The 19738-nt window shown below is 67.6% G+C and carries 21 protein-coding genes; 17 read left to right on the forward strand and 4 right to left on the reverse strand.

Features of this window, described 5'->3' with window-relative positions:
• The first annotated feature begins 12 nt into the window (after positions 1-12).
• Positions 13-747 (forward strand): SDR family NAD(P)-dependent oxidoreductase, encoded by a 735-nt coding sequence (locus JOD27_RS10920; protein WP_204761968.1) that lies wholly within the window; start codon positions 13-15, stop codon positions 745-747.
• Here JOD27_RS10920 and JOD27_RS10925 read toward each other — a convergent pair.
• On the reverse strand, positions 732-1433 hold the full coding sequence (locus JOD27_RS10925; protein WP_307830061.1) for an alpha/beta fold hydrolase: 702 nt from the start codon (positions 1431-1433) through the stop codon (positions 732-734). The two genes, JOD27_RS10920 and JOD27_RS10925, sit on opposite strands and share 16 nt — an antisense overlap.
• A 16-nt stretch (positions 1434-1449) precedes the next feature.
• Here JOD27_RS10925 and JOD27_RS10930 point away from each other — a divergent pair, with 16 nt between their 5' ends.
• From JOD27_RS10930 to JOD27_RS10995, 14 genes are all read left to right on the forward strand, one after another.
• Positions 1450-2700 carry a cytochrome P450 gene (locus JOD27_RS10930; RefSeq protein ID WP_204761970.1) on the forward strand — a complete coding sequence of 417 codons (1251 nt, stop codon included), beginning with the start codon at positions 1450-1452 and terminating at the stop codon, positions 2698-2700.
• 209 nt (positions 2701-2909) lie between these two features.
• Positions 2910-4196, forward strand: a complete 1287-nt coding sequence (gene eno, locus JOD27_RS10935; protein WP_204761971.1) for a phosphopyruvate hydratase — start codon at positions 2910-2912, stop codon at positions 4194-4196.
• Between the two features lie 12 nt (positions 4197-4208).
• Complete coding sequence (locus JOD27_RS10940) at positions 4209-4703, forward strand: FtsB family cell division protein (RefSeq protein ID WP_239566687.1); 495 nt, start codon at positions 4209-4211, stop codon at positions 4701-4703.
• A 17-nt stretch (positions 4704-4720) separates the two neighbouring features.
• A complete protein-coding gene (locus tag JOD27_RS10945) occupies positions 4721-5179 on the forward strand; it encodes a DUF501 domain-containing protein (protein ID WP_204761972.1) in 459 nt (152 codons plus the stop codon).
• A gap of 151 nt (positions 5180-5330) precedes the next feature.
• Positions 5331-6641: a lytic transglycosylase domain-containing protein gene (locus JOD27_RS10950; RefSeq protein WP_239566941.1), complete on the forward strand. Its 1311-nt coding sequence runs from the start codon at positions 5331-5333 to the stop codon at positions 6639-6641.
• A 102-nt stretch (positions 6642-6743) separates the two neighbouring features.
• Positions 6744-7574: a helix-turn-helix domain-containing protein gene (locus JOD27_RS10955; protein WP_204761974.1), complete on the forward strand. Its 831-nt coding sequence runs from the start codon at positions 6744-6746 to the stop codon at positions 7572-7574.
• A 13-nt stretch (positions 7575-7587) separates the two neighbouring features.
• Positions 7588-7746: a DUF397 domain-containing protein gene (locus JOD27_RS10960; protein WP_204761975.1), complete on the forward strand. Its 159-nt coding sequence runs from the start codon at positions 7588-7590 to the stop codon at positions 7744-7746.
• Positions 7747-8002: 256 nt separating this feature from the next.
• Positions 8003-8560 carry a GNAT family N-acetyltransferase gene (locus JOD27_RS10965; protein ID WP_204761976.1) on the forward strand — a complete coding sequence of 186 codons (558 nt, stop codon included), beginning with the start codon at positions 8003-8005 and terminating at the stop codon, positions 8558-8560.
• Between the two features lie 8 nt (positions 8561-8568).
• Positions 8569-9510, forward strand: a complete 942-nt coding sequence (locus JOD27_RS10970) for a Ppx/GppA phosphatase family protein (protein ID WP_204761977.1) — start codon at positions 8569-8571, stop codon at positions 9508-9510.
• Between the two features lie 224 nt (positions 9511-9734).
• Positions 9735-11306 carry a peptide ABC transporter substrate-binding protein gene (locus tag JOD27_RS10975; protein WP_239566688.1) on the forward strand — a complete coding sequence of 524 codons (1572 nt, stop codon included), beginning with the start codon at positions 9735-9737 and terminating at the stop codon, positions 11304-11306.
• 120 nt (positions 11307-11426) lie between these two features.
• Positions 11427-12356, forward strand: a complete 930-nt coding sequence (locus JOD27_RS10980; protein WP_204761979.1) for an ABC transporter permease — start codon at positions 11427-11429, stop codon at positions 12354-12356.
• Positions 12349-13323 carry an ABC transporter permease gene (locus tag JOD27_RS10985; protein WP_204761980.1) on the forward strand — a complete coding sequence of 325 codons (975 nt, stop codon included), beginning with the start codon at positions 12349-12351 and terminating at the stop codon, positions 13321-13323. The genes JOD27_RS10980 and JOD27_RS10985 overlap by 8 nt, the downstream gene beginning before the upstream one ends.
• 9 nt (positions 13324-13332) lie before the next feature.
• The gene (locus tag JOD27_RS10990) at positions 13333-14319 is read left to right on the forward strand and encodes an ABC transporter ATP-binding protein (protein WP_204761981.1); all 987 of its coding nucleotides are present in this window, start codon (positions 13333-13335) and stop codon (positions 14317-14319) included.
• On the forward strand, positions 14312-15307 hold the full coding sequence (locus JOD27_RS10995) for an ABC transporter ATP-binding protein (protein ID WP_204761982.1): 996 nt from the start codon (positions 14312-14314) through the stop codon (positions 15305-15307). The genes JOD27_RS10990 and JOD27_RS10995 overlap by 8 nt, the downstream gene beginning before the upstream one ends.
• A 50-nt stretch (positions 15308-15357) precedes the next feature.
• Here JOD27_RS10995 and JOD27_RS11000 read toward each other — a convergent pair whose 3' ends face one another.
• From JOD27_RS11000 to JOD27_RS11010, 3 genes are all read right to left on the reverse strand, one after another.
• The gene (locus JOD27_RS11000; RefSeq protein WP_204761983.1) at positions 15358-16188 is read right to left on the reverse strand and encodes a DUF1963 domain-containing protein; all 831 of its coding nucleotides are present in this window, start codon (positions 16186-16188) and stop codon (positions 15358-15360) included.
• A 211-nt stretch (positions 16189-16399) separates the two neighbouring features.
• A complete protein-coding gene (locus JOD27_RS11005) occupies positions 16400-16834 on the reverse strand; it encodes a GNAT family N-acetyltransferase (protein ID WP_204761984.1) in 435 nt (144 codons plus the stop codon).
• Positions 16831-18288, reverse strand: coding sequence for a S10 family peptidase (locus tag JOD27_RS11010; protein WP_204761985.1), 1458 nt, complete (start codon positions 18286-18288; stop codon positions 16831-16833). The genes JOD27_RS11005 and JOD27_RS11010 overlap by 4 nt, the downstream gene beginning before the upstream one ends.
• A gap of 30 nt (positions 18289-18318) precedes the next feature.
• On the opposite strand from JOD27_RS11010, the gene JOD27_RS11015 reads away from it, so the two are divergent.
• Positions 18319-18978, forward strand: a complete 660-nt coding sequence (locus tag JOD27_RS11015; RefSeq protein WP_372441682.1) for a uracil-DNA glycosylase — start codon at positions 18319-18321, stop codon at positions 18976-18978.
• Between the two features lie 75 nt (positions 18979-19053).
• The gene (locus tag JOD27_RS11020) at positions 19054-19656 is read left to right on the forward strand and encodes a DUF4129 domain-containing protein (RefSeq protein WP_204761986.1); all 603 of its coding nucleotides are present in this window, start codon (positions 19054-19056) and stop codon (positions 19654-19656) included.
• The last annotated feature ends 82 nt before the right edge of the window (positions 19657-19738 follow it).

Consider the following 19738-nt stretch of genomic DNA (forward strand, 5'->3'; position numbering starts at 1 on the left):
AGATTCGTAGGCATGCGAACTTTGGAGAACAAGAAGGCGCTCGTCACCGGTGCCACGTCGGGAATCGGCCGCGCGATCGCGGTGAAGCTCGCCGAGGAAGGCGCGACGGTCTACTTCACCGGCCGTCGCGCCGAGCTCGGCAAGGAGACCGTCGAGCTCATCGAGAAGGCCGGCGGAACGGGCCACTTCATCGTCTCGGACATCGCGAGCATCGACGACGTCCGCAGGCTCGCCGCGGAGGTCGGCGACGTGGACGTGCTCGTGAACAACGCGGGCATCTTCCCGTTCTCGACGACGCCTGAGCAGTCGCTCGAGGACTACGAGCGGGTGTTCGACGTCAACGTGCGCGGCACCTACTTCCTCACCGCGGCCCTCGCCCCGGCGATGGTGGCCAAGGGCAAGGGCTCGATCGTCAACGTCTCGTCGATCGCCGCGGTCGTCGGCACCCCGGTTGGCTCCGTCTACAACGCCTCCAAGGCCGCGATGGACGCGCTGACCCGTTCGTGGGCGGTGGAGTTCGGCGCGGCAGGCATCCGCGTCAACTCCGTCGCACCCGGCCCGATCCGCACGGAGATGGCCGTCACCTCGGTGGGCGAGATGTTCGACGGGTTCAGCAACAGCACACCGCTCGGCCGCGCCGGCGAGCCGGAGGAGATCGCGGAGGCCGTGCTGTTCCTCGCCTCCGACAAGTCCAGCTACGTCACCGGCGCGGTGCTCCACGCCGACGGTGGTTACGTCGCGACCTGAGCCAGCAGCGGGGAGAGGGACGAGGGCGACTCGACGTGCACGTTGTGGCCCGCGCCTGGGAACACCACCGGCTCGGGCACCAGCTCCTTCAGGTGCTCCTGAGGGCTCATCGGGTCGTTCTCTCCCGCTGCCAGCACGATCTGCGCCTGCGACGCCATGATCAGGCCGGGCATGTCAGGCCTGCCGACGCCGAAGGCCTTCATGTCCAGGCTCGGAGTCCAGCCGCCGTCCACTTCGGACACGCCGTGCTCCAGCGGCACGCCCGCCATCTTCGACGCCCGCTCGACGGCTTCTTCCTTGGTGGCGAAGACCTTGCCCGGTTTCGCGGCGAGCGCCGCGGTCTTCGCGAGCTCCTCGTCGGTCCACTGGACCTTGATGCCCACACCGATGCACCTGGTCACGTCGACGCCGAACCACCCGCTCGCCAGCGCCAGCCCGACGACGCCACCCAGCGAGTGCCCGACGATCGTGACCGTCTCGCGCGGGATGACCTCGGCGACGGCGGCCGCGAACGAGCCGAACGAGTAGCGCTCGATCGGGGCCGACCGGCCGTGACCAGGCAGATCCGGCACGAGCCAGCTGCCGGGCCAGCCGTCGACGACGTCCTTCCACACCTCGCCGGTCGCGCCGAGGCCGTGCAGCAACACGAGCAGCGGCCCGTTTCCACCACGTTCGACATGAAGCACGTCAGAATCCCGTTCTATGCGGCCAGAAGGACATGTAGCCGATGCCGAGCTGATCGTCGACCCGGACACGTATACCTCGGGTGTCCCGCACGACGCACTCACCCGGCTGCGCGAAAAGAACGTCGTGCGCATCGACGACCTCTGTGCCGGATCATTCTGGGCGGTCTTCCGGTACGAGGACGTCCGGACCGTGTTGCGTTCGCCCGGCGTGTTCTCGTCCCACCGCGGCGCCACGCAGATCCGCGACCCCGCGCCAGACGACCTCAAGTACGTCCGACGCATGATGCTCAACCAGGACCCGCCTGAGCACACCCGGTTGCGCCGCATGCTGACCAGGGCTTTCACGCCCCGCGCGGTAGCTCGGCTGGAAGAGGGGATCCGCGCGAACGCCCGCGAGATCGTCGCCAACCTGTCCGGCGACTTCGCCGCCGACGTCGCAGACCTGCCGTTGCTGACGTTGGCCGATGTCTTCGGGGTGCCGCGGCAGGACCGCGCGTTGCTCTACGACTGGAGCAACCGCGTGATCGGTTTCCAGGACGCGGAGTACGCGCTGTCGTCCAGTTCGACGGCAGGCATGACCGACATGGCCTTGGAGGCGCTCCAACTTCGGCCTGACGACGGCCGCGATCCACGCGCTCGGGACGGCATGCCCGACCTCTACGCGTATGCGCACGCGTTGGGTTCGTACAAGCGCGCGCACCCTGGCGACGACGTGCTGAGCAACCTCATGCAGGAGGACATCTCGATCGAGGAGTTCGAGAACCTCTTCTGGTTGTTCTCGGTGGCGGGCAACGAGACCCTGCGCAACGGCATTCCCGGCGGCATGATCGCGCTGCTCGACCATCCCGACCAGTACGAGCGGTTGCGGAACGACCGCTCGCTGCTGCCGACCGCCGTCGAGGAGATGCTGCGGTGGTGGACGCCGGTGATGCACTTCCGGCGCACGGCCGTTCAGGACACCGAACTTTCCGGGCAGCCGATCAAGGCAGGGGACAAGGTCGTCGTCTGGTTCTCGTCCGCCAACCGGGATGAGCTCGTCTTCACAGAACCGATGAAGTTCGACGTCGGCAGGCGCGAGGCTGATCATCTGAGCTTCGGGCACGGGCCGCACTTCTGTCTCGGTGCGCAGCTGGCGAGGACCCAGATGCGCGCGATTTTCGACGCTGTCCTGGACCTGCCGGGCATGCTTCGGCTCGACGGTGAGGCCAGCCGCCTGCGGTCCAACTTCCAGAACGGCGTGAAGCACCTGCCGCTCCGCACGCATTGAGGGCGGCTATGCGGCCGGTCGAAGGAACGCTGGAGTACGTGACCGTGACGCTGACCGATCGGGTATGTGGTGCGCCGAAGCCGTCTGGCACGATTCAGACGACCGGCGCCGGCGGCCCCGCTGTGATCCTCAGGTGTCGAGCCCCAGCCGGTCACCTGGCCCAAGTAGGCTCGTCGCGAGACGAGACGCAGGAGAAACAGGGAGCGCAAGTGGCGGTCATCGAGCAGGTCGGAGCACGCGAGATCCTGGACTCGCGCGGCAACCCCACCGTCGAGGTCGAGGTGGCACTGGACGACGGCACGCTGGAGCGCGCGGCCGTTCCGTCGGGCGCGTCGACCGGTGAGCACGAGGCGGTGGAGCTGCGGGACGGCGACGCCAAGCGGTACCTGGGCAAGGGCGTCGAGCGTGCGGTCACCGCCGTGCTCGACGAGATCGGGCCCGAGCTGGTCGGCATCGAGGCCGTCGAGCAGCGCGTGGTGGACCAGAAGCTCGTCGACCTGGACGGCACGCCGGACAAGTCCCGCCTGGGTGCCAACGCGATCCTCGGCGTCAGCCTCGCGGTGGCGAAGGCGGCGGCGACGAGCAGCGGGCTGGAGCTGTTCCGGTACGTCGGTGGTCCGAACGCGCACGTGCTGCCGGTTCCGATGCTGAACATCCTCAACGGTGGCGCGCACGCCGACACCGACGTGGACATCCAGGAGTTCATGATCGCGCCGATCGGCGCGGAGACGTTCCGCGAGGGTCTGCGCTGGGGCGCGGAGGTCTACCACGCGCTCAAGTCCGTGCTGAAGAGCAAGGGCCTCGCGACCGGCCTGGGCGACGAGGGTGGCTTCGCGCCGTCCCTGTCCAGCAACCGCGACGCGCTCGACCTGATCCTCGAGGCCATCGAGAAGGCAGGCTACCGGGCCGGCCGCGACGTCGCGCTCGCGCTCGACGTGGCCGCCACCGAGTTCTTCGACGACGGTGCCTACACCTTCGAGAAGTCGAAGCGCTCCGCCGAGCAGATGATCGGCTACTACTCCGAGCTGGTGCGCGACTACCCGCTGGTGTCGATCGAGGACCCGCTGTCCGAGGACGACTGGGACGGCTGGGTGCAGATGACCGCCGAGCTGGGCGAGAAGGTCCAGATCGTCGGCGACGACCTGTTCGTCACCAACCCGGAGCGCCTGGAGGAGGGCATCTCCCGCCGCGCCGCCAACGCGCTGCTGGTGAAGGTCAACCAGATCGGCACGCTCTCCGAGACGCTGGACGCGGTCTCGCTGGCCACCTCCTACGGCTACAAGTCGATGATGTCGCACCGTTCCGGCGAGACCGAGGACACGACCATCGCCGACCTCGCCGTCGCGACCGGTGCCGGCCAGATCAAGACCGGTGCCCCGGCCCGTGGTGAGCGCACCGCGAAGTACAACCAGCTGCTGCGCATCGAGGAGTCGCTCGGTGAGGCGGCGCGCTACGCCGGTGAGCTGGCGTTCCCGCGCTACACGCCGGAGAGCTGAGAGGCTTCGGGCATGGCCGAGCGCGCGCGTCGTCCCCGCCGCCCCCGCGAAGAGCGGGAGGCGCGGCCCGCGCGCGCTCGAAAGCCACCGCGTCCCAAGGCGCCTTCGCGGCGCAGTGACGGCACGGGTGGCGCGTTCGGCATGACCGGTACGCGGCGGGCCGCGATGTTCGCGATGGTGCTGTGCGCGCTGGCGTTGAGCATCGCGGTTCCGCTGCGCACCTATCTCTCGCAGCGTGACGAGTTGCGCGACGTGGGTGCCGCTCAGCAGAAGCTGCGCGAGCAGGTCGCGGCGCTGGAGCAGCGCAAGGCGCAGTTGAACGACCCGGCGTACGTGGAGATCGAGGCACGAAAACGGCTGCACTGGGTGCGGCCGGGCGAGACGCCCTACATCGTGCAGCTGCCGGGCGACGAGAACCGCAACACGGAATCGGAGAGGCCGTCGGGCAAGCCCGCGGCACAAAGGGCTTGGTACGAGGAACTGTGGGAATCGGTGACGCACAAGTAAGTGCTGCTGACCTGGAAATGGTCGCCAAGCAGCTCGGCCGCACGCCGCGCGGGACACGTGCGATCGCCTCGCGGTGCCCCAGCGGGCACCCGAACGTCGTCCAGACGGCCCCGCGGCTGCCCGACGGGACGCCGTTCCCGACGCTCTACTACCTGACCTGCCCGAAGCTGAACTCCCTTGTCAGCACGCTGGAGAGCGGCGGGTTGATGAAGGAGCAGACCGAGCGCCTGGAGACCGACGAGGAGCTCGCGGCGGCCTACCTGCGCGCGCACGAGTCGTACCTCGCGGAGCGCGACGCCATCGAGTCGCTGGGCACTCAAGTCACCGCGGGCGGCATGCCGGGCAGGGTCAAGTGCCTTCACGTGCACGTCGCTCATGCCCTCGCGAAGGGCCCTGGGGTCAATCCCATGGGGGACGAGGCTTTGGCAATCTTGAAGGAGCAGGAGCTCTGGCCAACTGGTGACTGCGTCGGTTAACAGTCAAAGGAACCGAACGTAGGCTTCACTCCGTCTTGGGTACACCTGGGCCTGGAGTTCGGGCAGGGTGGAACGGGTCAGCGAGGGGGCGCTCGCCGTAACTTCCGGACGGCGCGCCGCGATGACGCACGAGAGGTGAGTATTCGTGGCAATGGCCAAACTGCGCGGTCCGGTGGCGTTGACCCCCAGGAAAAGGGGTTTCGCCGTTGCCGCGCTGGCTGCGATGCTCGCTCCCGCCTTGATCGTCGGCACGAAGCTCGTCGACTGGGTCAACCTGTCGAAGCACAACGACCTCGCTGTCGCGCTCGGCCCGGCCGACGTCTACGGAGCCCTGCGCTACGCCTCGGCCGACCTCGGCGCGTCCGGCCGCCTGCCGCTCTCCGAGGAGCTGAGCGCGGCCCTGCTCGCCGACCTCGAGGACGGCAAGCTCGACGACCCCGTCGACAACGACCCCGGCGTGATCGACGACTTCCCCGGCGACTACGGCATCCCCGGCGTCGTGCTGGAGGCCTACTTCCGCGCCGCGGACAAGATGGGCGATCTCGTCCCAGGCTGCAAGCTCGACTGGGCGCTGCTCGCGGGCATCGGCAAGGTCGAGTCCAACCACGCCAACAACGGCCGCGTGAACGCCGTCGGCGACGCCAACCCGAAGATCCTCGGCCCCGTCCTGAACGGCGCCCCCGGCGTGGCGGCCATCCGCGACACCGACGCCGGCCGCCTCGACGGCGACAGCGCCTGGGACCGCGCGGTGGGCCCGATGCAGTTCATCCCCGGCACCTGGGCGAGCTACGGCGCCGACGGCAACGACGACGGCAACGTCAACCCGAACAACGTCTACGACGCCGCCCTAGGCGCCGGCCGCTACCTCTGCGCGGGCGGCGGCGACATGACCAAGCAGCGCGACCGCGCCGCGGCCGTCTTCCGCTACAACAACTCCACGACGTACGTGGAGACGGTCCTCAAGTGGGCCAAGCAGTACAGCGAGAACGTCGACACCCTGCCCACGCTGCCGGACAACGGCAACAACGTGCAGAACCCGAAGCCGACCCTCCCCGGCACCGAGCCCGCCACGAGGCCCCCGGACAACTCGGGCACGTCGAACCCGCCCGCGTCCTCCACGCCGCCGTCCTCGACCCCGCCGTCCTCGACGCCGAACTGCCCGACGCCGACCTCGACCTCGTCGACGCCGCCTTCGTCGTCCACCGCGCCTTCGTCGTCGACCCCGTCGACGTCCTGCCCGCCTTCGACGCCCCCGTCGACGCCGCCCTCGTCCGGGCCGTCGAACCCGCCGCAGACCGACCCGTCCACACCGCCGCAGCAGACGTCGTCCGGCACCTCGCAGTCGTCGTCCACCTCGTCGACCGAGAAGTCGTCGTCCACGGCCGGCACCACCAGCTCGGCGAAGCCGGCGTCGAGCAGCTCCACGCCGAGCAGCAGCCTGGTAACGAGTACGCCGAGCTAGTCCGGCGTGTCGCGTTGGAACGTTTCCAAGTCGTACTTCGTTCGGGGCGATTCGAGCAGAAACGTTGGAGCCAAAGGGCTTTCGTCTCCTAGCTTCCTTTCCATGCCGAAGCGCAACTCAAGCGTGGTGGGCCGGGAGTTCGGCAACGGAGTCCGGAACGCCATCGAGCAAAGCGGTCTGACCCAGCGGGCGCTGGCCGAGCTGTTGGACTGGCAGGAAGCCAAGGTCTCCGATCTGGTGCAGGGCAAGGGCGGCGTCACCGAGCTGGATCTCGTGCGGCTGCTGTCGTACTGCCGCACGCCCGCTGCCGAAGTCGAGCGGCTGGTCGCCTTGTTCCGCGAGTCGCGGGAGAAGGGCTGGCTGCTGTTCCCGGAGGACGGAGTACCAGACCAGGTGCACTCGCTGATCAGTCAGGAACGCCTCGCCAGCAAAATCACCGTGTGGTCGATGAACCTCGTGCCAGGCCACCTGCAGATCGCCGGATACATCCGCGCGGCCAGCGAGAAGTCGGCCAAGATCAAGCCCGCGGACATCGATGCGTTGATCCGGACGAAGCTGGATCGGCAGTCGATTCTGGCGCCTGGCCGTGAGTTCGTCTTCTTCGTGCACGAGCAGGCGCTTCGGTTGCCTGTCGGTGGTCCGGACGTGATGCGGTCGCAGCTGAACCATATCCAGCTGATGTTGATGCGCCGCTACATCACCTTCCGGATCGTTCCGATCGCGATCGGCGCGCACGCAGGAATGTCGGGCTCGTTCACGCAGCTCAGTTATGAGAAGTACGAGCCGGTCGTCTTCATCGAGAGCCAGAACTCCGGACTCTTCCTTGAGGACAAGGGATCGCTCGCGAGCTACGCCGAAGTGCTGAAGTCGTTGGATCGGGATGCCTTGGATGCGGAAGAATCGAGGAGGCTGATCACCACCATGCTTGCCTGAGGAGGCGTGCCGTATGTCCGCGTGGCGTAAGAGCAGCTACAGCCCTGAAGCGAGCGATTGCGTCGAGGTCGGCCACGGCATCGGCATCCGCGACAGCAAGGCTCCCGCCACCCACCTTCCCGTGTCGGAGCAGGCGTGGACGGCGTTCCTTCACCTCGTGAAAGCGCCGTGACCGCGCGATTCACGCCAAAAGCGCTCCGAAGCGCGGGCCGGTACCCCGGCAGGACGGTCGACACCGCTGTGCGGCGCGTCGCGCGCTCGGTGAGCTCGACCGCGGCAGGTTCTTCCTCGGCATCGACGAGCACGCGTGATCTACCTCGTCGGCGACTTCCTGGCGTCGTTCGCCGAGGGCGACGAGGAACTGGAGAACCTGGTGCTGGGCGTGATGGCCACGTATCTCGGCGAAGGCGAGGAATCGGAGTGTGTGCGTGCGTCCCGACTACCCGCTGAAGACCGACCGCCTCCTTCTCCGTCCCTTCGAAGAGCGCGACCTGGACGACTTCTTCGACTACCGCGTCCGCCCGGACGTCCAGCGCTACCTCTTCACCGAGGTCCCCGACCGGGCGGCGTGCCAGGAGCTGCTCGCCAGGCGCATGACCGAGGACGAGCTGACCGAGGAGGGACAACGGCTGGCGCTCGCCGTCTACTGGCCGCGGGCGCGCAGGGTCGTCGGGGACGTCGTCCTCAAGTGGCTGAGCGAGACCGACCGCCAGGGCGAGATCGGCTACGGCTTCAACCCCGAGTTCCAGGGCAAGGGCCTTGCCACCGAGGCCGCCGGCGCGATGCTGAAGCTCGGCTTCGAACGACTCGGCCTGCACCGGATCATCGCCCAGTGTGACCCGCGCAACGAGCCGTCGTGGCGGCTGATGGAACGCCTGGGCATGCGCCGGGAAGCCCACTTCAGGGACTTCGGGATCTTGAAGGGGGAGTGGGGCGACCTCTACGTGTACGCCATGCTTGCCGAGGAGTATCGGACGCTGAAGTAGGGGTGATCATGTCGCGGGTTGCGGCGATCGACTGCGGGACCAACTCGATCCGACTGCTCGTCGCGGACGTGACGAAGCGCGACGACGGCACCGCGTGGCTGCGGGACGTGCACCGCGAGATGAAGATCGTCCGGCTCGGGCAGGGCGTGGACGCGACCGGGCGGCTGCACCCCGACGCGATCGAACGGACGAAACAAGCGCTCCTCGACTACGCGCGCACGATGCAGCGCAAGGGCGTCGAAGTGGCCCGCATGGTCGCCACGAGCGCCACGCGTGACGCGAGCAACCGCGACGAGTTCTTCGGCATGACCGAGGAGATCCTCGGCGCGCCGGCGGAGGTGATCACCGGGGACGAGGAGGCGAGGCTCTCCTACCTCGGTGCGGTGGCCGATCTTGACCCGGACGAGGGACCCTTCCTCGTCACCGATTTGGGTGGAGGTTCGACCGAGTTCGTCCTCGGCGGCGGGCTGGAGGTCGAGGCCGCGCGGTCGATGGACATCGGATGCGTGCGACTGACCGAGCGGTTCATCCACTCCGATCCGCCCGGTAAGAGCGAAATCGCGGAAGCGGATGCGTTTGCGCGCGCGGCCGTCAAAGAAGCGTTCGAAGTCGTGCCTGTCGAGAAGGCGAAGACGTGGATTGGGGTCGCCGGGACCGTCACAACGTTGTCAGCCCTGGTCCAAGGGCTGGAGGTGTACAACAGCGACGTTATTCACCTCAGCAGGATCACACTTGACAATGTACGAGAAATCACCGACCGTATCCTGTCGATGACTCATGATGAGCGCGCCTCGCTCGGCCCCATGCATCCGGGGCGGGTGGACGTGATCTGCGGTGGAGCCATCGTTCTACGTGCGATTGCCGAGGAGCTCTCGAATCGCGCGGGTATTCGCACGCTCGTGTGCAGCGAGCACGACATCCTCGACGGCATCGCGTTTGCCCTGGTCTAGGGCCGAATTAAGGTCGACTTGAGGTGATCGTGACGAGTTTGTGACCGCTTTCGATGCGCGTACTCCTGGACACCCCGGTTAACGTCCTCTCACGTTTTGGGAGGTGGACGAGACCTCCCGGGGAGGCGTGCGCACGCAATAACTGCGGCGACGCCGGGGAAAGGCGGGAGAGACTGATGTCGCGATCACGGGTTGCGTGGGTGGCTCTGCCAGTCGCGCTGGCCATGACGCTTAGCGCATGCGGCGGCGGTGGTGGTGGTTCCACTGCCGGTGGCAAGGAGAACCCGGACGGCACGGTGTCCATCTACGGCACCGAGCCCAAGAGCACGCTGTTCCCGGCCAACACGACCGAGGCGGGCGGTGGCAAGGTCACCGACTCCCTGTTCTCGCGTCTGGTCGGCTACAAGGCGGAAGACGGCGCGCCCTACAACTTGATGGCCGAGTCGATCAAGACGACCGACGCCAAGGTCTACAACATCAAGATCAAGCAGGGCTGGAAGTTCCACGACGGCACCGAGGTGAAGGCGAAGAACTTCGTCGACGCCTGGAACTGGGCCGCGTACGCGCCGAACGCCCAGCAGGCTGCCTCGTTCTTCTCCGTGATCGAGGGCTTCTCGGACGTCCACCCGGAGGACGAGAAGGCCAAGCCGGCCAAGGACAAGATGTCCGGCCTCGAGGTCGTCAGCGACTACGAGTTCAAGGTCACCCTGAACGGCCCGACCTCGGTCTTCACCACGATGATCGGCTACACGCCGTTCTCGCCGATGGCCGACTCGTTCTTCGCTGACCCGAAGGCGGCCGAGGCCAAGCCGATCGGCAACGGCCCGCTCAAGTTCGTCTCCCGCACGCCGAACGCGCTGATCAAGATGGAGCGCTTCGACGACTACAAGGGCGAGGACAAGGTCCACTTCAAGACCCTGGACTACAAGATCTACTCCTCCCAGGAGACCGCGTACCAGGACCTGGTCGCGGGCAAGCTGGACTTCATGGAGGCCCTGCCCCCGTCGGCCAAGGTCGGCGAGAAGTACAAGGCCGACCTGGGCGAGCAGGTCGTGACCGCGAACCTGCTGGGCCAGAGCGCGATCGCGTTCCCCCAGTACATCCCGGCGTTCAAGAACCTGAAGCTGCGCCAGGCCGTCTCGATGGCCATCAACCGGGAGCAGATCACCAAGACCGTGCTGGCCGGCTCGTACGTGCCGTCCACCAGCTTCGTCTCGCCCGGCATCAAGGGCTACCGCCCCGACACCTGCGGTGAGTACTGCAAGTACAACCCGGAGAAGGCCAAGGAGCTGCTGAAGGAGTCCGGCTTCACCGGCAAGCTCACCATCCAGTCCAACCAGGACGGTGGCCGCAAGGAGCCGCTCGAGGCCGCGTGCAACAGCATCAAGCAGGCCCTGGGCATCGAGTGCGAGTTCGTCGGCGCCACCAACTTCGGTGCGTTCCGGCAGATCGTCGACGGCAAGCAGCTGACCGGCATGAGCCGTTCGGACTGGTCGGCCGACTACCCGTCGATCGAGAACTTCCTCAACCCGCTGTACCGCACGGGTGGGTCGTCCAACGACTCGGACTACTCGAACCCCGAGGTCGACAAGCTGCTGAAGAAGGCGGACGAGACCGCGAACGAGGACGAGGCGATCAAGCTCTACCAGCAGGCCGAGGACCTCATCGCCAAGGACCTGCCGTCCATGCCGACCTGGAACGAGAAGGGCATCGGCGGTCGTTCGAAGAACCTGACCGCTGCCAAGATGTCGTTCAAGCGCCAGGCCGTGCTCGAGTCGTTCCGTGTCAAGGCCTGACAGCCGCACAACCTGAGTTCTGATTGACCGTCCGGCCCTGCGTCCGTCGAGCGTTCACGGGCGTGGGGCCGGAGCGGTTTTCAGGATCGGGCGCCCCCCACCACGCAAGGAGCCGACCTCATGGGTCGCTATGTGCTGCGCCGTCTGCTGCAGCTGATACCGGTCTTCCTCGGGACCACTTTTCTGATCTACGCCCTGGTCTGGGCGATCCCCCAGGACCCCTTCTCGGGCAAGTGCGGCCAGCGGCCGTGCGACCCGGCGTACATCGCCGAGATGAGCCAGAAGCTCAACCTCAACGACCCGTTGCTGATCCAGTACTTCAAGTACCTCGGCAACCTGCTCACCGGGGACTTCGGCACCACCTTCAACGGCGTGTCCGTCGGTGAGCAGATCGGCACGTCGTGGCCGATCACCCTCAAGCTGGGCATCATCGCCCTTGTCATCGAGGCCATCATCGGCATCACCGCCGGCATCCTCACCGGTCTGCGCAAGCAGGGCTTCCTGGACAACCTGGTCCTGGTCTCGACCCTGTTCCTGATCTCGCTGCCGGTGTTCGTCACCGGTTTCGTGCTGCGGCTCTACCTCGGCCCGCAGGGCTTCGACTTCATGGACACCTCGGTGAGCTCCGATCCGACGATCGGCGAGCTGATCCTGCCCGGCTTCGTGCTCGGCAGCCTCTCCATGGCCTACGTGGCGCGTCTGACCCGCACGAGCATCGTCGAGAACCGGCGCTCCGACTACGTGCGCACGGCCATCGCGAAGGGACAGCCGCAGACCCGCGTCGTCGGCATCCACCTGCTGCGCAACTCGTTGATCCCGGTGATCACCTTCCTCGGCACCGACCTCGGTAGCCTCATGGGTGGTGCCATCGTCACCGAGGGCGTGTTCAACATCAACGGCATCGGTGGCCTGATCTTCCGCGGCATCCAGGAGAAGGAAGGCGTCATGGTCACGGGCATCGTGACCCTGCTGGTGCTGGTCTACCTGCTGGCGAGCCTGCTCGTCGACCTCCTGTACGCCGTTCTCGACCCGAGGATTCGCTATGAGTGACCCAGGATCCGTGTCCGGCGGTTCCGGACTCGAAGCGGCCGCGGCGGCCGGTGTCGACCAGCTCAGCCACGTCGACGACTCGTCGCAGAAGCAGCGCAAGCCGCGGTCGCTCTGGAGCGACGCGTGGGGTGAGCTGCGTCGCAAGCCCACGTTCATCGTGTCGCTGGTGATCATCGCGGTCATCGTGCTGATGGCGGTCTGGCCGACGCTGTTCACGTCGGTCGACCCGCGCCACGCCGACCTCGACAAGTCGCTGCAGCCGCCGTCGGGTGACGCGTGGTTCGGCTACGACCTGCAGGGCTACGACGTCTACGCCCGCGCGATGCACGGCGCCCGCGCGTCGCTGCTGGTGGGCATCTTCGCCACGGTCCTGACCGTGCTGATCGGCTCGATCGTCGGCATCGTCGCGGGCTACGCGAAGACGTGGCTCGACAGCCTGCTGTCCCGGTTCGCCGACATCTTCGCCGGCATCCCGTTCGTGCTCGGCGCGATCGTCATCCTGACCACGCTCAACGCGCCGACGGAGAACCCCGGCGTTGTCCGGATCGTCACGCAGGTGGTGCTCTCGATCGCGGTGCTGTCGTGGCCGGTCGCGATGCGCATCATGCGGTCCGCGACGCTGGTCGCGAAGCAGCAGGACTACGTCAAGGCCGCGCGCGGTCTCGGCGCCTCCCCGATGCGGATCGTGTTCCGGCACCTGCTGCCCAACACGATCGCGCCGGTGATGGTCTACGCGACGATCGCACTGGGCGCCTTCATCGGTGCCGAGGCGACGCTCGCGTTCCTCGGCATCGGCCTGCGTCCGCCGGTCGTGTCGTGGGGCGTGATGATCTCGGAGTCCCGCGACTACTTCCAGTCGGCACCGCACATGCTGCTGTTCCCCGCGGGCTTCGTGACCGTCACCGTGCTGGCCTTCGTCATGCTCGGCGATGCCGTGCGTGACGCACTCGACCCCAAGTCCCGATAGGGAGATCTCGTGACTCAGCCATTGCTGGAGGTCGAGGATCTCCACGTGGAATTCCGCACCCGCGACGGTGTCGCGAAGGTGCTCAACGGCGTTTCGTACCACGTCTCGGCGGGCGAAACCCTTGCGGTGCTGGGTGAATCCGGCTCCGGCAAGTCCGTGACCGCGCAGACGATCATGGGCATCCTGGACATGCCGCCCGCGTTCATCACCAAGGGCTCCATCAAGTTCCGCGGTGAGGACCTGCTGACCAGGTCGGCGGAGGAGCGGCGTCAGGTTCGTGGCGAGGGCATCGCCATGATCTTCCAGGACGCGTTGTCCGCGCTGAACCCCGTGTTCACCGTCGGGTTCCAGATCGAGGAGCAGCTCAAGGTCCGCCGCGGAATGTCCAAAGCGGACGCCCGCAAGCGCGCGATCGAGCTGCTCGACCAGGTCAAGATCCCGAACGCGAAGGGCCGGGTTTCCGACTACCCGCACCAGTTCTCCGGCGGTATGCGGCAGCGCGCGATGATCGCGATGTCGCTGGCGCTCGACCCGGAGCTGCTGATCGCGGACGAACCCACCACCGCGCTGGACGTCACCGTGCAGGCCCAGATCATGGACCTGCTCGCGGAGATCCAGAAGGAACGCGAAATGGGAATGATCCTGATCACCCACGACCTCGGCGTCGTCGCCGACGTCGCGGACCGGATCTCGGTCATGTACGCGGGCCGCATCGTCGAGCACGCCGACGTGTACGAGCTGTTCCGCGCGCCGGGCCACCCGTACACCGAGTCGTTGCTGGAGTCGTTGCCGCGCCTGGACCTCAAGGGCCAGGAGCTCAAGACGATCAAGGGTCTGCCACCGTCGCTGACCAACATCCCACCCGGCTGCCCGTTCAACCCGCGCTGCCCGCGCGCGTTCGACCGGTGCGTCTCCGAGGTCCCTGCCGTGCACAACCTCGGCATGGGCCGCACCAGCCGGTGCCACATCGCGGAGGAGGTTGTCGCTCGTGGCTGAGGCAATCCTCGAGGTCGAGAACCTCGTCAAGCACTTCCCGGTCCGCGTCGGCGTGCTGTTCAAGCGCACCGTGGGCCACGTCAAGGCCGTCGACGGGGTGTCTTTCAGCCTGAACAAGGGCGAGACCCTCGGCGTCGTGGGCGAGTCCGGCTGCGGCAAGTCGACCCTGGCCCAGGTGCTGATGCGCCTGGAGCCGCCGACGTCCGGCGTCGCCCGCTTCGAGGGCCGCGACATCTTCGGCATGAAGGGCGCGGAGCTGCGCAAGCTGCGCCGCGACATCCAGATCGTGCTGCAGGACCCGTACACGTCGCTGAACCCGCGCATGACGGTCGGCGACATCGTCGGCGAGCCGTACGAGATCCACACCGAGGTGGCGCCGAAGGGCGACCGCCAGCGGAAGGTCCAGGAGCTCCTGGAGATCGTGGGTCTCAACCCGGAGCACATCAACCGGTACCCGCACCAGTTCTCCGGCGGTCAGCGCCAGCGCATCGGCATCGCGCGTGCGTTGGCGTTGAAGCCCAAGGTGATCGTGTGCGACGAGCCGGTGTCCGCTCTGGACGTGTCGATCCAGGCGCAGGTGATGAACCTGCTGGGCGAGCTGCAGTCCGAGTTGGGCCTGTCCTACCTGTTCATCGCCCACGACCTGTCGGTGGTGCGGCACCTGTCGAACCGCGTCGCGGTGATGTACCTCGGCAAGATCGTGGAGATCGGCACCGAGGACGACATCTACGAGCGCCCGATGCACCCGTACACGCAGGCGCTGTTGTCCGCCGTGCCGGTGCCGGACCCGACCCAGCGCGGCCGGCGTGACGTCATCCGCCTGACGGGCGACGTGCCGTCACCGATCGACCCGCCGTCGGGCTGCCGGTTCCGCACGCGGTGCTGGAAGGCGCAGGACATCTGCGCGACCGAGGTGCCGGAGCTCGTGGCGCGGGGCGGGAGCCACCCCGCGGCGTGCCACTTCGCCGAGGAGCGCGCGGTCGTCTGATCGTGTTCGTCGGGGGCCGCACCTGCTGGGGTGCGGCCCCTTTCTTCGTGTCAGGGGTTCTCGTTGAAGCTGGCGAACACGCGGTCGAAGCGGCGCGCGGCCAGGTCGTCGCGCTGGATCACCCAGTGGACGGTGGCGGACTCGTAGTCGTCCACGCCCATCTGCCAGTCGGCCAGGAGCACCCAGTCCGCGGCGTCGCCCGATCCGCCCCACCCGGCTTCCACCGCGCACTTCACGGCGGAGGCGACGGGGTCGTTCTCGATGTCCACCTCGTCGGCGTATCCGCCGAGCTGCAGCGACCCCGCGGGAGCGATCTGGTCGCGGGTGTCCTCCCAGACCTCGACGAGCTCCTCGGAACGAGGGTGCTCCGGAAACGCATCGCCCCACGGCTCACCGGGCAGTTCGACGTACTTGTGGAAGGGCAGCGACACATCGGCCCTCGCCCGCACCGGCCCTTGCGGAAACGCCTCCATCATCCGCTCGTTCTCCTCCCAGCCCACGTCGTCCCAGGCGAGCTTGTCCCGCTCCACCACGGCCGAGCCGGCCGGGACGTACACCGCACTGCCCACGCCCGTGTAGTCGATCTCGGGGAAGGCGAAGAGCAGCAGGTGCCCGTCGGAGGGCAGGGGCAGGTCCGTCATGCCGCCGGGAAGCGCCGCGAAGTCGATGGTGGCGACGTAGGGGTGGGCCGGGTCCGGGACGTCGGCCGGAAGCAGGAGCGGACCGCCGAACCGGCCCACGACCGGCCCGTCGCCGTCGGGTGTCAGCGTCGCGCAGGGACGCGCGGTGGCGAGCCAGCGCTCGACGTCCTCCGCCGGGATGCCCCGCGCGGTCGCCTCGTCGCGGAAAGGGCCTAATCGGTCCCACATCTCTGGGGTCATGATCCGACCGTAGAGGCAGGGTCCGACAGTCTCAGCGCCACCGCAGCTCGTCGAACGCCCGCCGCGCCGGTGCCCGGCCCGGGAACTGGCCTGACCGCCTGCGCCATCCCGGCCACCGCCCGGTGGAACCCAACGGCGTGTCCAGCACCCACGGCAGTTCCGAGGCGATGCGTGACTTGCCTGGAGCTGGACGTCCCGTTGAGAAAGATGATCAACCGTGCGCCCTGGTGAGGTCCGTGAGCGACACGCCGGGCGCCACCTCGCGTTCGCCGACCTCCACGAACCCGCGCTTGCGGTACAGGCGCAGCGCCGGCTCGTTCTTCGTACCCGTGCTGACGGTCTGCGGGCCGCCGGGCAGCGCGTCGAGCAGTCGCGAGGCGATGCCCCGCCGGTGCGCCCGCGGGTGCACGACCAGCCGGCAGATGTCCACAGTGGACCCATCGAGCCGGTAGGACACCGCGCCGGCAAGGCCTTCCTCGTCGTGCAGCCCGATGAACGTCTCACCGCACGACCGGAGTTCTTGCAGCGACTCGTGCAACGGCGGGATGCCGTCGAAGCCGATGATCTCGGCCTCGACGGCATAGGCCAGCCGCTGCACCGTCCACAGCTCGTGCAGGACGGTGTCGTCGGACAGGTCGAGGATCACGTGTTGGACGAGTTCCGCACGAAGGCCGCGAGGTCCTCGGACTGCTGGATCCTGCTGGGCTCGTGCACGTACATCATGTGGCCTGCCGGGTAGTAGGCCGACTCGATGTTCGCGGTGAGCTCCTTCGGGATCTGCAGGTGCGCGAGGAGGTGCTCGGCCGCGAAGTACGGCGTGGCGCCGTCGTACCAGCCGAACGCGACGTGGACCTTCAGGTGCGGGTTCGCGCGCATCGCCGCCGAGAGCTTGCCCGCGGTGGTGACGTGGCGGCCCTCGAACTCCTTGTACGACCACTGTTCGATGGCGCGCGAGAGGATCTCGTACGGCAGGTCGTTGGAGTAGCCGAGCTCGGCGTGCAGGTAGTGGTTCATGGTCGCCGAGTACGGGCCGAGGATCGCGTCGATGGACGGGTCCGCCGAGATCTCCTCGCGGCCGTAGTCCTTGTCCCAGCCCGTGAAGCGGCCGTCGATGCGGCCGACGGTCCTGCGGTCGCGGCGCAGCAGCTCGGTGAAGAACCGGATGTGCTCGATGCGCAGGTCGACCGCGTCCACGTACTCCTCGGACAGACCCGTGAGCCGCGCCAGCTTCTCGATCGTCGCGGCGCGTTCCACGTCGCTCAGCCTGTTGCCGCGTGCCAGGGCGTACGGGTAGTCGCGGACCGCGAACTCCTCCGCCTCGGCCAGGACCTCCTTCAACGGGCGGTCGCCGTGCAGGCCGTGGTAGTGCGCGATGGCCGCGTAGGTGGGCAGGAAGAGCGTGTAGCCGAGGTCGTGGCCCTCGTTGAACTCGAGCGTCGCGAAGTCCAGCACCGAGGAGATCAGCATGAGGCCGTTGAGGTACATGCCGTACTTCTTCTGCAGGTGCTCGGCGAGGCCCGCCGCGCGCAGCGTGCCGTACGACTCACCGCAGATGAACTTCGGCGACATCCACCTGCCGTTGCGCGACGTCCACAGCCGGATGATCTCGGCGACGGAGTCGATGTCTGGCTGGTAGCCGTGGTAACTGCCGGGCTTCTCGCCCTGCGCGGCCCTGGAGAAGCCGGTCGACACCGGGTCGATGAACACGAGGTCGCTCTCCGCGAGCAGCGACTCCTCGTTGTCCGCGATGCCGTACGGCGGCGGGGTCAGGTTGCCGACGTCACCGCTCAGCACCCGGCGAGGCCCGAGGAGCCCCATGTGCAGCCAGAGGCTCGCGGATCCGGGCCCGCCGTTGAACGCGAACGTCACCGGCCTCTTCAACGGGTCCGCGCCGTCGAGCGTGTACGCGGTCAGGAACACCTCTGCCTTGGGCTTGTGGCCCTCGAACACGCCGTCCTTGAGCACTTCTTCCCTGAGCACGACACGCCCGGCGGTGGCGGTGTAGTTCAGCTCGCGGCCCTTGACGGTGATGCTGTGCTGGGTGGTGACCAGGTCATCAGCAGGAGACTCGGGCTTCTCTTCGGTCTTCTCCTCGGACATAGGAGCAACACTACGGAACTCGACGATCGAATTACGGCCTGCCGAGCGTGCCCCCGCCTGGTCGCGTGGCGCGAGTCCGTCGCCGCGGTGAAACGCGCCGCGTTCCGCGACCAGACCTACTGGGGCAAGCCGGTCCCGAGCTTCGGCCCGATCGACGCCTCGCTGCTCATCGTGGGCCTCGCACCCGCCGCGCACGGCGCCAACCGGACGGGACGGATGTTCACCGGCGACAGGTCCGGCGACTTCCTCTACCGCGCGTTGTACGAGGTCGGCCTGGCTTCACAACCCGAAGCGTGGGCGATCGACGACGGCTTGGAGCTGTACGGCGTCCGGATCGCCTCGCCGGTGCGCTGCGCGCCGCCTCAGAACAAACCGACGCCCGAGGAACGGGATCGGTGCTCGCCGTTCCTGCGCGAGGAGCTCGGGCTGATGAAGTCGCTGCGGTCCGTGGTCGTGCTCGGGGCGTTCGGGTGGCAGGCCTTCCTGCCGTTGCTGGGGCCCGAGCGTCCCAAGTTCGGGCACGGGGTGGAGGTCGAGATCGGCGGGCTGCGGATCTTCGGCTGCTACCACGTTTCGCAGCAGAACACCTTTACCGGAAAGCTCACCCAGGAGATGCTGCAGGAGGTGCTCAGGCGCGCCTGGGACGCGAGCACGGAGGTCGACCGCAACCCGAAGCGGCCGGAGGTGTGACGCGTCAGGGCCACACCCGCGCGAGTTGGCCAAAGGATCATCCGAACGGTGCCGAACCGTGTAAGGCTGATCCGCATGAGGTGGTTGCGGGCCGGGGTGGCGGTGGCGGCGTTGCTGATCGTCGTCGTCGCGGCCAGCGGTTCGTCGCCGGTCACGCTCGTCAACCGCCTGGAGGACCGGCCGCCGCCGCAGCACGGCCAGCAGACGCTGGAAGTGCCGATCCCGCAGGAGCTGCCGGCGCTGATCGCCGCGCCGTTCACGGTGTACCTGCTGCTCCTCACCGGCCTGGTCCTGTTCGGACTCGTAGGACTCGTCCTCGCGCTTCGGCTGCCCCACTGGCGCCGCCGCCGCGGCGTGCGCGGTGTGGAGATCGAGGACTTCGAAATCGGTGCGTCCGTGCCGGCGATCCAGCGCGTCGAGAAGGCGTTGCAGGAGTTCACGAACCACCCGCAACGGCCACCGCGGGACGCCGTGATCGCCGCCTGGCTCGCGCTCGAGGAGGCCGAGCCGCGCGAGCCGCACCAGACGCCCACCGAGTTCACCGAGAAGCTCGGCGTCGACGCGACGGTGCTCAGGAACCTCTACCAGCGAGCGCGCTTCGGGCACGAGGACGTGACAGCCGAGCAAGCCGAAGCAGCGCAACAGGAACTGGGCCGCATCATCCGGGAGTTTCAATGATCAGGTCAAGTGATCTGGGCTGTGAGTGGTGAGCGATGAAACTCCCGGCCGTCACGCAGCAGTGCCCAGATGACGTCGACCA

The sequence above is a fragment of the Lentzea nigeriaca genome (genome assembly GCF_016907955.1).
Taxonomy (GTDB): Bacteria; Actinomycetota; Actinomycetes; order Mycobacteriales; family Pseudonocardiaceae; genus Lentzea; species Lentzea nigeriaca.